19 protein-coding genes are annotated in these 15,768 nt (G+C 39.8%); 10 read left to right on the top strand and 9 right to left on the bottom strand.

Annotated features, from left to right (window positions below; translation table 11 throughout):
- Window positions 1-152 precede the first annotated feature (152 nt).
- The gene (locus BLS35_RS00490) at window positions 153-1,109 is read left to right on the top strand and encodes an NAD(P)-dependent oxidoreductase (RefSeq protein WP_090776824.1); all 957 of its coding nucleotides are present in this window, start codon (window positions 153-155) and stop codon (window positions 1,107-1,109) included.
- A 29-nt stretch (window positions 1,110-1,138) separates the two neighbouring features.
- On the opposite strand, the gene BLS35_RS00485 is transcribed toward BLS35_RS00490, so the two are convergent.
- The 7 genes from BLS35_RS00485 to BLS35_RS00455 all read right to left on the bottom strand — a co-directional run bounded on the left by BLS35_RS00485 (window position 1,139) and on the right by BLS35_RS00455 (window position 6,661).
- Window positions 1,139-2,041 (bottom strand): MlaD family protein, encoded by a 903-nt coding sequence (locus BLS35_RS00485; protein ID WP_254778580.1) that lies wholly within the window; start codon window positions 2,039-2,041, stop codon window positions 1,139-1,141.
- Between the two features lie 80 nt (window positions 2,042-2,121).
- The gene (locus tag BLS35_RS00480) at window positions 2,122-2,898 is read right to left on the bottom strand and encodes an ABC transporter ATP-binding protein (RefSeq protein WP_254778578.1); all 777 of its coding nucleotides are present in this window, start codon (window positions 2,896-2,898) and stop codon (window positions 2,122-2,124) included.
- A gap of 6 nt (window positions 2,899-2,904) precedes the next feature.
- Window positions 2,905-3,678 (bottom strand): MlaE family ABC transporter permease, encoded by a 774-nt coding sequence (locus BLS35_RS00475; RefSeq protein ID WP_090777314.1) that lies wholly within the window; start codon window positions 3,676-3,678, stop codon window positions 2,905-2,907.
- Window positions 3,679-3,715: 37 nt separating this feature from the next.
- Entirely contained in the window at window positions 3,716-4,813 is a 1,098-nt protein-coding gene (locus tag BLS35_RS00470) for a baeRF3 domain-containing protein (RefSeq protein WP_090776821.1), read from the bottom strand.
- Between the two features lie 99 nt (window positions 4,814-4,912).
- Window positions 4,913-5,341, bottom strand: coding sequence for an Hsp20/alpha crystallin family protein (locus BLS35_RS00465; RefSeq protein WP_090776820.1), 429 nt, complete (start codon window positions 5,339-5,341; stop codon window positions 4,913-4,915).
- Between the two features lie 30 nt (window positions 5,342-5,371).
- Complete coding sequence (locus BLS35_RS00460) at window positions 5,372-5,962, bottom strand: nitroreductase (protein ID WP_090776819.1); 591 nt, start codon at window positions 5,960-5,962, stop codon at window positions 5,372-5,374.
- A gap of 24 nt (window positions 5,963-5,986) precedes the next feature.
- On the bottom strand, window positions 5,987-6,661 hold the full coding sequence (locus tag BLS35_RS00455; RefSeq protein WP_090776818.1) for a BON domain-containing protein: 675 nt from the start codon (window positions 6,659-6,661) through the stop codon (window positions 5,987-5,989).
- Between the two features lie 282 nt (window positions 6,662-6,943).
- Between BLS35_RS00455 and BLS35_RS00450 the strand changes: the two genes are divergently transcribed.
- From BLS35_RS00450 to BLS35_RS00405, 9 genes are all read left to right on the top strand, one after another.
- A complete protein-coding gene (locus tag BLS35_RS00450; protein ID WP_207909067.1) occupies window positions 6,944-7,588 on the top strand; it encodes a Crp/Fnr family transcriptional regulator in 645 nt (214 codons plus the stop codon).
- A 70-nt stretch (window positions 7,589-7,658) separates the two neighbouring features.
- Entirely contained in the window at window positions 7,659-8,453 is a 795-nt protein-coding gene (locus tag BLS35_RS00445; RefSeq protein ID WP_090776817.1) for a sulfite exporter TauE/SafE family protein, read from the top strand.
- Window positions 8,454-8,760: 307 nt separating this feature from the next.
- Window positions 8,761-9,186, top strand: a complete 426-nt coding sequence (locus BLS35_RS00435; RefSeq protein WP_090776815.1) for a QcrA and Rieske domain-containing protein — start codon at window positions 8,761-8,763, stop codon at window positions 9,184-9,186.
- A gap of 4 nt (window positions 9,187-9,190) precedes the next feature.
- Window positions 9,191-9,613: a thioredoxin family protein gene (locus BLS35_RS00430; RefSeq protein ID WP_090776814.1), complete on the top strand. Its 423-nt coding sequence runs from the start codon at window positions 9,191-9,193 to the stop codon at window positions 9,611-9,613.
- An 8-nt stretch (window positions 9,614-9,621) separates the two neighbouring features.
- Entirely contained in the window at window positions 9,622-10,557 is a 936-nt protein-coding gene (locus BLS35_RS00425; protein ID WP_254778576.1) for an FAD:protein FMN transferase, read from the top strand.
- A gap of 7 nt (window positions 10,558-10,564) precedes the next feature.
- Window positions 10,565-10,789: a DUF4266 domain-containing protein gene (locus tag BLS35_RS00420; protein ID WP_090777307.1), complete on the top strand. Its 225-nt coding sequence runs from the start codon at window positions 10,565-10,567 to the stop codon at window positions 10,787-10,789.
- Window positions 10,790-10,797: 8 nt separating this feature from the next.
- A complete protein-coding gene (locus BLS35_RS00415; protein WP_090776813.1) occupies window positions 10,798-12,018 on the top strand; it encodes a DUF3570 domain-containing protein in 1,221 nt (406 codons plus the stop codon).
- Between the two features lie 18 nt (window positions 12,019-12,036).
- On the top strand, window positions 12,037-12,720 hold the full coding sequence (locus tag BLS35_RS00410) for a cytochrome b/b6 domain-containing protein (protein ID WP_090776812.1): 684 nt from the start codon (window positions 12,037-12,039) through the stop codon (window positions 12,718-12,720).
- Entirely contained in the window at window positions 12,710-13,399 is a 690-nt protein-coding gene (locus BLS35_RS00405) for a VIT1/CCC1 transporter family protein (RefSeq protein ID WP_090776811.1), read from the top strand. The genes BLS35_RS00410 and BLS35_RS00405 overlap by 11 nt, the downstream gene beginning before the upstream one ends.
- 29 nt (window positions 13,400-13,428) lie before the next feature.
- Here BLS35_RS00405 and BLS35_RS00400 read toward each other — a convergent pair whose 3' ends face one another.
- Together BLS35_RS00400 and BLS35_RS00395 are read right to left on the bottom strand one after the other, a co-directional pair.
- Window positions 13,429-14,349 (bottom strand): tail fiber domain-containing protein, encoded by a 921-nt coding sequence (locus BLS35_RS00400; RefSeq protein ID WP_090776810.1) that lies wholly within the window; start codon window positions 14,347-14,349, stop codon window positions 13,429-13,431.
- Between the two features lie 2 nt (window positions 14,350-14,351).
- Entirely contained in the window at window positions 14,352-15,767 is a 1,416-nt protein-coding gene (locus BLS35_RS00395; RefSeq protein ID WP_132225904.1) for a hypothetical protein, read from the bottom strand.
- Window position 15,768 lies beyond the last annotated feature (1 nt).

Raw genomic sequence — 15,768 nt, 5'->3', positions numbered from 1 at the left:
ATGATGTTAGACACAATGTATTTTACACTTGTTAATAAATAAGCTGTTTTATGTGGCATAATCAACTGCAATCGTGACGACCGTCACTCGTACTGTTCAGCGAGTTGTCTAATTTTACTTCAGTTCTAAATGTTACTTTATATAACAAATCCATGAAAGCAATTTTTTATAGTACTAAGGTTGTCGAAAAAGACTTACTGGAAAAAGCAAACGATAAAAAACACGACATTACACTAATTCCGGATATGTTAAATTCAGAGACTAGCAAGTTTGCAAAGGATAACAATGTGGTGGTTGTTTTTACCAATGATGAGTTAACTGCACCTGTAATAAAAAGACTGGCTGCCCTTGGCATTAAATACATACTTACAAGATCTGCTGGGACTGATCACATCGATAAAGAAGCCGCATTAGACCATGGAATTAAAATCGCTAATATTCCCGCTTATTCTCCGCAGGCCATTGCCGAGCTTGCAGTGGCACTTGCATTGGCATTGAGTCGTCACTTAATCCTGGCAGACCAGCAATGTCGTTTATTTAACTTTAGCCTTGATCACTTAACCGGTTTTAATTTTTATGGAAAAACCGTTGGATTGATCGGCCTGGGGCATATTGGTACAGCTGCAGTTCCTATCTTTAATGGCCTAGGCTGCAAAGTGTTAGGCTATGATATGTATCCGAAACAAATCACCGATATTGAATTTGTTGATCTCGATACGCTATATAGCCAATCGGATATCATTTCGCTCCATGTTTCGCTAACTCCCGAAACAAAACACATGATTAACGAAGGAACATTGAAAAAAATGAAAAAAGGAGTAATGATCATCAATACGGCACGTGGAGATCTTATAAAAACTACAGATGCATTAGCAGGCTTAAAAAGCGGTAAAATAGGTTACCTAGGATTAGATGTTTATGAGTTTGAAAGGGGCTTATTTTTCGAAGACCATGAAATCGATGGTGTTAGAGATTTTTTTTTATCAGAGCTCATGGAATATCCCAATGTACTGATTAGCCCGCATCAGGGTTTTTTAACTAAAGAAGCTTTACAAGAGATAGCAAAACAAACGATAGATATCCTGGATCATTGGGATCAAACCGAATAAAATGACCCAGGTTTAACTAGAATAATTTCTCATTTTTTCAAATTGGATTGCTTTTCCTTTTCCAGTTTTTTAAAATAACCCCTAAACAAAAAGTTATGTTTTAAAGCCTCCATATTCTGATTAAAGCCATCCGTTCCCTTTTCAATATTATCCATACTTGAATTTATCTTATTAAGGAACAATGAGTCTTTAATTAAAAAGTTAAGGAATCCTTTACCGTTTATATCATTTTTCAAGTCTTTAGCAATTTGATCAAGCTCAAATGTTAGTCCGTTAATCTGGGCTCCGGCCGATTTGATTTTGATAGCAGCATCGGATAGATTCGCGGCAAAAGCAGTATCAGTGAGTATCATTCCAGCTGCTCCCTTACCATTTTTGGTATCCGAAACAATTGTATTCAGATTCTGGCTAAACATATTTGCATTTATACTCGTCTGCTTTATTTTATCAATAGCAGTTTTTAAGTCGGCGGCAGTTTCTTTATCTCTTAATAATTTCCAAATAGGACTTTCGTCAAACTGCTGGACGGCTTTCTCCAAACCTGCTGATAAGCCAGCTACACTTTCATTTGTTTTTGATAGGGTTTGCAACATTTCGTCAATACTTACCATTTTACGTGTTGCTAACACATCTCCATCTATCACTTTTCCGCTCTTTCCTTTTGAAGGCAAAATTTGGATAATCTTGTTTCCCATTAAACCCTCTGTAACAATAGATGCGATGGCATTTTTTTGAATAAATGATTTCACTTTGCGATCGATTAACATCGTAACCTCAATTGTGGTGTCATTAATCATCTCTACATTTTTTACTGTTCCAGCCTGAATTCCAGAATAAAGTACATTGTTCCCTTTAATTAACCCATTGGCGTTGGAAAACCGGGCTTTGATTTTAAAGTTCCCACCAAATATGGTCTTGTTCTTTCCAATCATAAAAAAAACAAATATGAGGGTGATTAACCCCGCCAATGCAAAAATGCCTAATCGCATATTATTTCCTGTCTGGTTTGCCATCACATTTCCGATTCAAAAAACTGTTTCACTTTTTCATCAGTCGATTGCTCAAGTTCCTGATAGGTCCCTTGTGTATAACATTTTCCTTCCAACAACAATATTACCCTATCAGAAGTATGCTTTACACATTCCATATCATGAGATATGATAATTGAAGAAGTATGGTATTTACGTTTCATTTTAAGAATAAGGGCATCGATTTCTCTTGCAGTAACGGGATCAAGACCCGCAGTGGGCTCGTCATAAAAAACAATTTCAGGCTTTAAAATCATTGCCCTTGCCAGTGCTATTCGCTTAGCCATCCCCCCCGACAATTCGGCGGGCATCATGTTCAGCGTATGTTCGAGGCCAACGTTAGCCAAAGCTTCCGAAATCCGAGCATCAATCTCAGATTTTTGCAAACTTTTATCATACCTTAATAATGGAAATTCAAGGTTCTCTCTCACTGTCATTGAATCGTACAATGCATTGCTCTGAAAAAGAAAACCAAGCTTCATCCTCAACGCATCAAGTTCTTCGTCATTTAATGTAGAAATATCTTCACCAAGGACAAAAATACTTCCGAGGTCTGGTTTTAATAAGCTCACAATACATTTTACCAATACAGATTTTCCTGAGCCTGATTTCCCTAAAACAACCACATTCTCTTCTTTAAAAACACTCAGGTTAAAATCATCCAATACCACATGATCACCAAACTGTTTGCTCAGGTGTTCTACAACAATTACCCGAGGACGGTCTTTGTACTTATCTGCCGATTTCTCAAACATTTTCATGGTCATTTAATTAAATCCCATTAGATCGGTCAACTGTACTGCTAGAAGATCGATTACAAAAACCAGTACCGATGACAATACTACAGCAGAATTGGCAGCTCTTCCAACCCCTTTGGTTCCTTTCTTAGAGTTGAACCCTTCGTAACAACCAATTACTCCGATTGCGAATCCGAAAAAAAAAGTCTTGATTACAGCTGGTAGTATATCATAAAAGTCAAGGTTTTGAAATACCTGTGTAAAAAACAAACTAAAGCTAGTCACCGAATTGATGTTTACTCCTATATAGGCACCAAACAAAGAAATTGCATCAGCAAGTATGCTAAGAATAGGCAGCATTAAAGTAGTAGAAAGAATCCTTGTTGCTACCAGATATTTATAAGGATTGATACCACTCACTTCCATTGCGTCTATTTGCTCGGTTACTCTCATCGACCCCAGCTCGGCACCGATGCTACTTCCGATTTTCCCCGCAAATATTAACGCGGTAATCACAGGTCCAATTTCTCTTACAATCGCTATACCTACCATTGCAGGCAATTGTGATTCAACGCCATAGATAACTAGAGAAGGTCTCAACTGCATCGTTAACACTAAGCCCATGATAAACCCAGTTAAGCCAACTAAAGGAAGAGATTTATAGCCTATCAGGTAACATTGTACCAGTAATTCTTTAAATTCAGATCCTGGCTTAGTCCCAACAACGAAAAAACGATTCGAAAACTTGACAATATTTCCTGTTTCATTAAAAAATTGTTTGCTACCGTTTATCAGAGACTGCATGCTCATGTCTTAAAATCTATTTCATCAAACTATAATTTCAATAAGTAACCAGGGCAATATGATCTAATTCTTTTAAAGCATTTGGCGCCGTAAATTCAACTTGACCACCATTTAAGATCACTTTTTCTATAAGGTCATCCACTGCATCTCTTATATAGGAAAACTCATTATATGGTGCTGTTAAGTCGTCAATTACATATTCGTTACTCCCACGTTGAGCAGAGAAAACGAAATCCTTCTCTACAAATAGTCTATTCCCCAAATTATTCATTACGGCTTCCCATACTGGTTTTACACCTGTAACCAATTTAGTTTTTCCCATGGCATCATCCAGAATCTTCAATATTGCTTTTTCTTTTTCCAGACGACTCGAATCCAAATGAGATTTCAATAGTTCTTCAAGCTTAGGTAGGCTAAGATGCTCATAATTGCCGCTAATGTATCCGACAACTCGATCCCCATTTTTACTTGTTTTTCTAAAAAAACCTAAGACTTTTTCAGCCCCCAATACAAAAACAGGTAGTTTATACTCACTAACAACACGAGTAAGTTCTTGATCTATATGTTGTAAATATTTCTGGAGTACAATCTGCTTGCGATCATTTCCATCTGTAAAATTAGCAACCTTTTCGGGCCACTCATTGGTGTAAGCATCAATAGAATCGGGAATATTTGATTTAATTTTAGTAAGTCCGGAAGTGCTCCCCAGATACATACTAAATTGATTTCCACTCAATAAAAGCACCAGGTACTTGTCACTTTGCTGCTTACTATAAATAAGGTCACGAATTTCAAATGAATCATCAATAACAATCCTCTCCTGAACCATAGTATCCATAAACATTACTTTTTGGAATACTGGCGAGACAAAGATGGCTACCCCCTTTTGATGAGGCTCGATAATTATGGCGTCAATTATAGCCTTCAACTTGTCCATCATCAGCTGACAAACTTCTTCAGAAAAGTTTTTGCTAAGTTCGAGTTCTACTTTATCTAAAGCGATCTTAAACGCGTGTTTTAATTCCGTTTCCAGATTTATTTTAGCCATAAATGGCATTATGATTGAAATTGCGGGTCTATAGTGCAGTGCGCCGACAACCTCTTTAAGTTCTGGGGTTAATCCTGTATTCATCATCTTATTGATTTTTATAGTTATCGTGTAACCCTGGTGTAGTATCAGATAGGGATTTAGAGTAGCTCAAAATGCTATGGCATTTTGAGCTACTCTAAATATTTAATCCACACTTATTTCCTTTTTATTGTGAAGGCTTTTATTGGATTTTTTTAAGGTAACTTTTAATAAGCCATCCTGATAATTCGCCTTTACATGATCATCTTCAATGTTATCTGGTAAACTAAAACTCCTTGAAAAGGAAGAGCTAGAAAATTCTTTTCTCGTATAGTTCTTTTTTTCTTCCTTATGTTCAGTGCTTGTTTCTCCACTAATGGTCAAAAGGCCATCTTCAGAGGTAATCTTAAAATCACCTTTTTTAAATCCAGGGGCCGACATTTCAAGTTCGTAACGATCCTCTTCATCCCGAATATTTACAGCAGGAAGAAGTTCTGTATTGGTAAAAGGTTTATTAAACACATCGGTGTTGAAAAAGTCTTCCATTACTGAACGCAGGGATGGAAAGTTGTTCGATTTTACTAGAGTTGTCATAATATTTGTATTTAAGTTTAATAATGTTATTTATAAGTATATCACATGGTTATTGGTTCTTTTTGGCATCTCCGCGATTTCATCTCCATAACCGATCACAACAGCAAGATCAACAACCTCATCATCTGGAATTTTTAGCAGGCTATAATCATCAGTTTGCATTACAAATTTTGCAAATCCAACCGGACAACTGTCTAATCCCTTTGCCTTAGCTGCAAGCATAATATTTTGAGCACACATACCAATATCTATCATACCCCATTCATCATCACGCTGATGGGTAATAAAAATTACTACCGGAGCGCCATAAAAGACATGATCCGCTGTCACCAAAATATTCTTAATGGTAGAGAGATGAAACAAACTCAAGCTTAACTTAGCGAGTTCTTTAATGCCTTTCTCTTTCAGTTTTTTTAAAGCTATTTTTTCAATATCTTTTGAGATCTTTTTAATTTTTACTGGGTCGGTAAGTACATAAAACTTCCATGGCTGCTTGTTCATTGCAGATGGCGCCATTTTGCCTGCCATAATTAATTCATCGATGACATCGCGTCCAAGGGAAACATCTTTGTATTTTCTTACGGCCCTTCTTTGATAAATATTCTCAATAATCTGGTTCATAAAACTGTATTATTTTATAGCTAATTATTCGTAAAAAACATACTCTGATGTGTCTACTCTAAGCTGACTGTCTACATCCAAAACTCCAGGAGCAGACCAGGCAGCATCCTCAGCATCTTCCTTTTCAGTAAATGAGCGCACAGTTCCTGTTAGAATTACCTTATTTCCTTTAACATCTACATTTATTCTTTTTGCATCAATGGAAGCATTTCGCTCGAAGGCTTCATTTATTTTTTGCACGATATTAGTCGAAGCAAGCTTTGGTTTTACCGTAATTAAATTGATAACGGCTATTACACCATTTAGATTTTCAATAGCGAGTTTGGCATTTTTACGTTGATACTCCCACTCTACTTCACCATCCAAGCGAACGATTCCATCTTCAACCTTTATCTGTATCTTATCTTCCTGAACAGCAGTATGCCATTTCAAGGCATTAAGAACTGCAATAGCGATGTCTGTATCAGACCTTTGATAACTAGGGGAAACTCCAATCTGTATATCTTCAGCTATCGCTTTAACCCCTTTTACTCTTTTTACTGCTTTTTCTGCCTTTTGTTTCTTAAAATATGAATCAACCTCACCAGAAAGTGTTACCACTCCATCTTTTACAGCTACCCCAATCTCTGACGGATTTAGTGATGGTTCCCATCCCAATTCATCCCTCACATCTTTTTGAATTTCCAAATCGCTTTTCATAATTTTCTATTTATCGATTAAACAACCATTTCATGATCACTAATTTCCGAACATAAATGCAGCATTGTGATGACCATAGTCATCCAATGACATGATGTTCATCATCGCATTAGTTGCCAAATAATCGACGATACTTTAATACCTCACAAAAATTTAATAGCGGAACGGAGGGAAGAATGGTTTAAAACCGTCGACTTTCACAGAATGGCGATAAACTCAAACAAATTAGGTGTATACTTAGCAAATTCGTAATTTGGCCATCTACAAATACCTGTGTTAAAAATGAGTAAAGAACCCAGCATCGCAAGTTATATAGAATCCCTATTCCCCAGTTTTGAGCCAGAGTTAAAAAGGGTTCTAATTGAAAATGGCACACTAAAAACCTTTGATGCAGGGGAAATGTTAATGCAGACGGGGCAAAATATGCGGTCCACAATTCTCATAGTAGAAGGACTGGTTAAGCTTTATCGTGAAGGCGATGAGGGCAACGAATTTTTCATGTATTATCTGCAACCGGGGAATGCTTGCGCGCTGTCTATGATCTGCGCTACGCGGCAAGAAACCAGTCAAGTGATGGCTAAGGCAGTTGAGCCTACCAAAGGCTTAATGATCCCTATCTCACTGATGGATACCTTAATGAAGGAATACAAGACCTGGTATTATTTTGTACTGGAAACCTATAGAAACAGATTTGAAGAATTATTGACTGTGATCGACAATATTTCATTTAAAAGTATGGATGAACGATTGGAATTCTACCTGGCCAAACAGTACAGAGATTTGAACACCCGAAAGCTACAAATTACCCACAGCGAGATTGCTAATGACCTAAACTCTTCCAGGGAGGTCATCTCCAGGCTTTTAAAAAAAATGGAGCAGCGAGGCGAGCTCAGCCTACATAGAAACTATATTTCCTATCTTAAATAATTTTTTAAGGTGACCTAAGTCACCTTCATTGATTCCTGAAACTTCCAACTTTGTCTAAAATATATTAGATATGGAAGTCATTGCCTACTTAGCCGCCGCATTTATCGGCATATCGCTTGGCCTTATAGGAGGCGGCGGATCAATTTTGACCATGCCGGTACTGGTTTATCTTTTCGGCATTAACCCACTGCTAGCTACGTCCTACTCTCTTTTCGTTGTAGGTTCCACCAGCTTGATCGGTGCGTTAAGTAATTATCGTAAAGGTCAAGTGAACCTAAAAGCTGCATTTTTTTTTGGAGCGGCCTCGATTGTAACGGTCTTTCTCACCAGGAAATTTATTGTGCCTGTAATTCCTGAACATCTATTTTCAATAGGTAGCTTCCGGGTAAGCAGTGCATTGGCAACTATGGTATTTTTCGGAGTGCTAATGCTGATGGCATCAATAAGCATGATAACCAGGAAGCAAATTGAAGGAGAAGAGCAAGAATGCAAAGATTGCATTAAATTCTTTAAACTACTTGGTTATGGAATTGCTATTGGACTGGTAACTGGGCTTCTGGGTGCAGGAGGTGGTTTTTTACTGATTCCTGCACTGGTATTCTTATTAAAGTTACCGATGAAAAAGGCTATTGGCACATCACTGCTCATCATCGCACTCAATTCACTAATAGGATTTGCGGGAGACCTCGGTCACTTTGTTATTCAATGGAAGTTTTTACTGAGTGTTACCGCTATTGCCATAATAGGTTTGCTTATCGGTACCCTCATCAGCAAAAAACTTCCCGGAGAAAAACTTAAAAAAGGATTCGGCTGGTTTGTGCTGATTATGGGGATTTATATCATTCTAAAAGAAATTCTAAAATAAAAGGATTCGGTGACTAAAGTCACCGTCCTGTACCCTCGTTTCTAACGAAATTTGTATTGCCAATAAAAAATTAAAGATATGATTATTGAACAGATTTATACCGGATGTTTAGCCCAAGGCGCTTACTATATCCAATCAGGTAATGAGGTGGCAATTATTGATCCTTTAAGAGAAGTAGCCCCTTATGTTAAGCCACTATTGTGCTTGGGTTTCCCGTATAAAAACGAATTAACTTATTTTAACACTCAACTTCATAATATCTTCAGAATTCAATCCGTTCTTAGCCTAATAACAATCAGACAAGGTCATGGATAGAAAAGATTTTTTAGCCAGTATTGGACTATCAGCTGCAACTTTTGCTTTAATTAATTGTGTAGGATGTTCAAAAAATTCAAACTCAACTTCGGGTGACACCTCTGGTCCAACGGGTATAGATTTTGTCTTGGATCTAACCGCAACGGCCAACGCATCATTAAACAACAATGGTGGGTATTTGAGCACTAATGGAGTTATCATTGCCCGCAGCATGTCTGGAACTTATATTGCGGTTCAAAGATCATGTACACATGAAAGCTATGGATTGATTTATCAGGGCAGCGCAAACAGATTTTACTGCGCCAACCATGGTGCCACTTTTTCGGAGAGTGGAACGGTGACCAATGGTCCTGCTTCCAGGTCTTTAACTACTTACCATACACAATTAACAGGTACTTCATTAAGAATTTACAGCTAACAAGATGAAACTATTATTAATCCTTTTCCTCGGATTCATTCCTACTTCATTAATTTGGAATGAAAATTTCAATGAGGCACAACAGCAGGCTAAAACTTCGCACAAGCAGATTTTAATCAGTTTTTCAGGATCAGACTGGTGCGGTCCCTGTATACGTTTAAGAAAAGAAATTTTGGAATCAGAGGTCTTTGAGACTTATGCCAAGGAAAATCTGATATTGGTAAGGGCTGATTTCCCCAGACAGAAAAAGAACCAATTACCGGCAGCTCAAGTTAAACAAAATGAAGCCCTTGCGGAAAAATACAATCCGGATGGAAAATTCCCTTATACCCTGTTGGTAGACGAAAACGGTAAGATTCTAAAATCATGGGATGGATACCCAAATGAAGCTGCTGAGAAATTTGTTCAGGAAGTTAAATCCAGATAAATATAGCTATGAAAACAAGGGCCTCCTACAAGCGAATTCTTAAACTGATGGGGAACCGTTTTGAATTCACGGTAATTGCTGATGATGAAGATATGGGGCAGAGCGCCATTGATGCTGCCGTGGCAGAGGTTAGCAGAATTGAAGCTTTACTCAGCACCTTTAAAGATAACAGTCAAACCAATCTGATCAATAACCATGCTGGTATAAAACCTGTAAAAGTCGATACAGAAATGATAACGCTCATTCAGCGTTCTGTAAAAATATCAGCTATCACACAGGGAGCATTTGACATTACTTATGGTTCTATTGATAAAAGCTTGTGGAACTTTGATGTAAACATGACCTCGCTCCCGGATTTCGAAACGGCACTTCAATCGGTAAGCCTCATCAATTATCAGAATGTGATTATAGATACTGAAAATTCAACCGTGATGCTAAAACATGAAGGCATGCGCATCGGGTTTGGTGGCATAGGAAAAGGGTATGCTGCAGATCGGGCTAAACAGATTTTACAAGATCTTGGAATTAAAAGTGGGATTGTTAATGCCGCCGGAGACCTGATCACCTGGGGTACCCAAGCGGATGATAAAAACTGGACAATTGGGATTGCCGATCCGGATCAGCGTGACCGCCCCTTCTCGGCGCTTAACATCAGCAATATGGCAATTGCCACTTCAGGAAATTACGAAAAATACGCCACCATCAATGGCAAAAAATATTCACATACCATTGATCCCAAGACCGGCTTACCGGTGAGCGGGATTAAAAGTGTCAGCATCCTTTGCCCAAGTGCTGAGCTGGCCGATGCACTGGCTACCCCCGTAATCGTAATGGGTGTACAAGTGGGACTTGATTTGATCAACCAATTGCAACAAGTAGCCTGTATCATCATAGATGACCAGGACAGATTATATACTTCTAAGAATATTAATGTAAAACACTGATATGAAAATGTCCATTGAAAGATCCGTACTGCTGGGATTAAGTATCCTGGTTCTTAGTCTGCTAGGTGCCTGCGCCACAGTTAAGCCTTATCAAAAAAATAAGCTCAACGACGCTGAAATGGCATTATCCTCCCGAAAGGTGCAAAAATTTGAGCAAAGTTTCCAGCTGTACCGCGAAGGTGGATCTGGTGCCAATGGTGGCAAAAGTGGTGGTGGTTGCGGCTGTAACTAATTGAAATCATGAGAAAAATCTATCTGCATGTACTCATGCTGTTCGCTGGCGTCTTAGGCGCGCAAGGACAAATTAAGATTAAACAGACTCCTTCAGACACCACCAATTACGAAAGTCGGAAACTCAAGATTGATGAGATCAATCTGGTTTCTGCCTATTACCAACAGAATGGTAATAATTCGGCGGTCACCGGAGGAATCGGAACTGAAAAACTAAGTGATTTTGCAAACACCATTGACTTGCAATTGTCTAAACTAAACAAAGTAGGAAATAAAAACACTTTTCTGTTTGAACTGGGTATAGACCATTATACATCCGCGTCTTCTGATAAAATAGATCCGAGTACCATTTCCTCGGCTTCTATGACTGACACTCGTATCTACCCTTCTTTAAACTGGACACATAGTAATGAAAAAACAGGAAATGCTTTTGGCTTTACAGGATCCTTTTCAACAGAGTACGATTACCAATCCTTAGGCGCAGGGTTCAACCTTACCCGCTTATCTAAAAATAAAAATACCCAGTTTGATTTCAAACTCCAGGCATTTTTAGATACATGGAAAGTCATTCTGCCCATTGAACTAAGATCTGCAGCAAGCCTCGGCAATGGTCGTGAATCGAAAAGTGAGGGCTCCAGTCCAAGAAATTCTTTCAGTGCCTCATTCTCGCTTTCGCAGGTAATTAATCAAAAGTTACAAGCTCAGTTCATCATAGAGCCTGCTTATCAAAAAGGTTTACTCGCTACTAAGTACCAACGTGTTTACTTTACAGATGGCTCTTTAAGGGCCGAAACCCTTCCTGATCAACGTTACAAATTACCGATTGCAGCCCGGTTAAATTACTTTGCGACTGATCAGGTTATCATCCGAGCCTATTATAGGTATTTTATGGATAACTGGGGAATCAGGGCACATACGGCAGAACTCGAAGTGCCGGTAAAATTAACTTCCTTTATCTCAATAAGTCCGTTTTATCGCTACAATAAACAAACTGGCACCCGTTATTTTGCTCCATATGGGCAACATAATCCCTCTGCCGAATATTTCAGCAGCGATTATGACCTATCCAGCTTGAACAGTGATTTTTATGGTGCAGGCATCCGACTGGCGCCACCGCATGGTGTATTTGGTTGGCAGCACTTAAATATGCTGGAACTGAGATATGGTCATTATAGTAGATCTACTGGATTGGTTTCTAACATCATTAGTTTAAATTTAAAAGTAAAATAAAACCCCAGCACACTCGACATGGCTATCATCGAACCGCTCAGAACAGATATTGACCATCCAGGCGAAATAAAAAAACATAGTGGCGTTGTTAGGCTATGGCACTGGCTAAATCTACTGATCATAATCGGATCATTATTGACAGTGTTGTTGAACTCAACCTTGTTTGATGTAAAGCATAACAGTAGTTATGTACAGCAGCAGTTACAGACCTCGGGTGTATCTGTAACTGCTCAACAAGCTAAAAGTGTCGCTCATGGACTGGAAGATAAAGTTTGGGATATACATATCTATTTTGGTTATGCACTTGTCGCACTATTCCTGTTTAGGTTAATTGCTGAGTTTTTTCAACCTGGTCGGCAACGTTTTTTTTCCAAATTAAAAGACGCCTACCGGGATTATCGTGCGCGAAGTCAGAGGTCTACCCCAGCCCTACATGACCTTACCGTTAAATCATTGTATCTTATTTTTTATATACTTCTGGCCATCATGGCCCTCACAGGACTATTTATGGCTTTCGATGAGGAATTAGGAATTAATAAAGCAACGAGTCATAGTATCAAAGACTTTCATGGCTTTTGTATGTATTTGATCCTTATATTTATCGCAGTACACATTGTTGGTGTACTCCTGGCTGAAAGAAAAGAAGGCAAAGGCATCGTATCAGATATGATCAACGGAGGCAATATAGAAAATGAAAGTTGAAGAACATTATACCAATAGAAGTGGCTGGCTAAGGGCAGCAGTTTTGGGTGCCAATGATGGCATCCTTTCTACCACAAGTCTGGCTATAGGCATTGCAGCAGCTAGCACCACCCGGGAGCCTATTGTCCTTGCTGCGGTAGCCGGTCTCGTTGCAGGAGCATTATCCATGGCTGCAGGAGAATATGTTTCAGTGAGTTCTCAATCAGATATTGAGGTTGCCGACTTAAGCAGAGAAAAGATAGAGCTGAGAGACACTCCTGATTTGGAATTACAAGAATTGGCAGAAATCTATCAAAAAAGAGGTCTTGAGCAGAATTTAGCCATGCAGGTTGCCATCCAGCTTACCGCCCACGATGCTTTGGGAGCACACGCTAAAGATGAATTGGGCATTAATGAGATTACCCAAGCGAAACCAATGCAAGCTGCACTAGCCTCCGCAGCCTCATTCATTACAGGTGGCCTGCTTCCGCTGCTGGTTTCTATATTTGCACCAATAAAGCTGATGGTCATTTACCAATATGGCTTCGCCATCCTATTTTTAGCACTATCGGCACTTATTGCAGCCAAAGCAGGTGGCTCCCACAGAGGAAAGGCTGTCCTTAGAATTTGTTTCTGGGGAACTGCTGCTATGCTGATGACCGCTTTAGTAGGATACCTTTTCGGAGTCAAAACCACATAATTCTTCAATCACCAATTTATTACAACCTGCTACTTCAGGCCCTTAGCCTGAAGCAATAGCATTTCTTTTAATGCTTTAAGTTCTTGTTTCAATTGCTCAACCTCAGTTTTAAGCTGACTGATCTCTTCATCATGTTCTTGCCAGCCCTTTAACAAAGGAACCGTCATGGTCTGATAATTTAGCGACAATGTTTTGTTAGCATCGTTATCAATACGAATCAAAGACGGAAAATACTCCTGAACATTTTGTGCAATGAATCCGATCTGATGCAGGTTCATATCCTTACGGTCATAAGACACCGCATGCAGTCTCCTTAAACTTTCTGATACTGGCGGAATGGTCACGATATTTTTCTTTAAGCGCACATCCGAATTCGCAGTCACATCACCTGTCGCAGTGATGTCTCCGGACACCATCACCTTTCCAGTCACACGCAATTCTGAATTTACATCCAGAATGGTAAACATACCCTCTGCAGGTGTCAGTTTACCAATTAATGTTCCATCAATCGCACCATTGGTGATCTCTACAGCATCCTTGTTCTGAATAGCTAAGGTTCCCAATCCAAGATTTATTCTTGCATCTTCTGCAGTAATGGCACCCGTTCCACCTTTTTCAATGGCTACAACGCCGCCAGTGCCAGCACCACTTCCAGCGCCAAAAGCAATCTCTGTCCAATTCGCATCTACCAGTCCCCCTTTAAGTTGGTAAAGTTTTTCTTCCGAAATCACATATACCAACATCCCAACACTTCTTCTTGCCGGAGTAATGCCATTACGTCCAGCGAGATCAGCTACGGAACGAAAACCGCCCTTACCATAAATCTCGTTATGTGTGGGATATTTATCGCTAAGATCGTTGGGTTCTACTGCACCAATCACCTTTACCTGTGCCGATGCGCTAAAACCAGCCAGTGCCATCACTATTAAAAATGAATAGATATTCTTCATGCTTACTGAATATTAAAAGTTAATCCCGCAGCGGTGTTATCCCGCTGCACATAAATCACATAGGAAGTTGTGCCCCCAATTGCGTTGGTAAAGGACCTTATTGTCTTCTCAAAGGCACCTGTAGAATCATTTACCCCAACAATAACCTTAGTCCCACCCCATGAAGCCGGATAAGCAATCACAAGCTTCTGTGGGCCACTTGGCGTTGCAGATTTGTTAGATACTGCAGCTGAGGTACCAAACTCTTTGCCAGACAAAGCCAGGATCTGTGCGTCTGTTGGTGCAAAAGAGACCCCATCTTCACCCCCGGAGAGGAATCCCCAATAACGCTTCCACTGAAAGTCGATAGCTGCGCTGGCCGATGCTGTTTTATTATCTTTCGTTTTTACCGACATGGTAAATGTAGTTTTCGAATTGTTTGTTGCCGAAGCATTTTGACTTCCATTTACAGAAGCCCCCGCAGCTGGTGAACTACTAAAAACATTGGTTCCGTTTACAATAATCTCTGTAAGCTCGTCCGTTGCAGCATCCCTTCCTGCAGTCCATGCCAGGGAAACCGATGTACTACCTGCCGGCCCCATTTCGGCTATACCCGAGGGTGTCGCCGTAAGCGTTGCCGTAGGTCCGAGTGAAGGATAAAATACAGTTTCAATCCATTTTGCCAAATCATCAGTGCCTGGATTTATATTCTTATAAAACTCCCCTGTGATGGGACGGTTACCATTAAAACTCCCAATAGTACCACCACCGCCTGTACCTAAGGTCGATTTATCTATCCAGGCTACCTTGCCATCCACATCCGTTATCAACACCTGATCTGCAGTACCCGGATTGATCTTTTCTATGGTGACCGCCTTTTCAGCAATTGAGGGATTTGGATAGGCACCTGTCAAATCGCCCCCTGCCGGGCCTGAGGGTACGCCTTGAAGTAGCAATACCGGCCAGCTATTGTCAACCTGCTTAGGACCATATAATGTTTGTGTTGCCGTATGAATAAAAAAATCACCAGCCTTTCCAGTGGTCGCATCTGGTACAGCTGCACCATAAATCAGGTTATTACCTGCAGCCGGTGTACCCGGTGAAAAAGCCGTCCAATTGGCATTATCATTCAACTCCGCAGGCAGATCCTTACAGATCAACTGAAAAGTTTTGGTCTTCCCCGTACCATCATCCATTACGGTACACAGCATTCCCGGTTGACGCCTATCAGCACTGATATTATTTCGATCTGCAACCGTAGCTACCTGGTGATGTCCACCTTTAGCGTCATTGGTATAGATGATCACTTTCCCTTCTTTAGGAATCAGTGGATTTCCCACAAACTGAGCTTTCGCATCCGTAGGATGAAAGCACCAGGTACTTAAAGCGAGCACCATAAACCTGATTAAATGGCTGCTCCATTTTTGTTTGATTTGCATA

This window comes from Pedobacter sp. ok626 (genome assembly GCF_900100435.1).
Taxonomy (GTDB): Bacteria; Bacteroidota; Bacteroidia; order Sphingobacteriales; family Sphingobacteriaceae; genus Pedobacter.
This window is presented reverse-complemented; position numbering and strand designations above follow the sequence as displayed.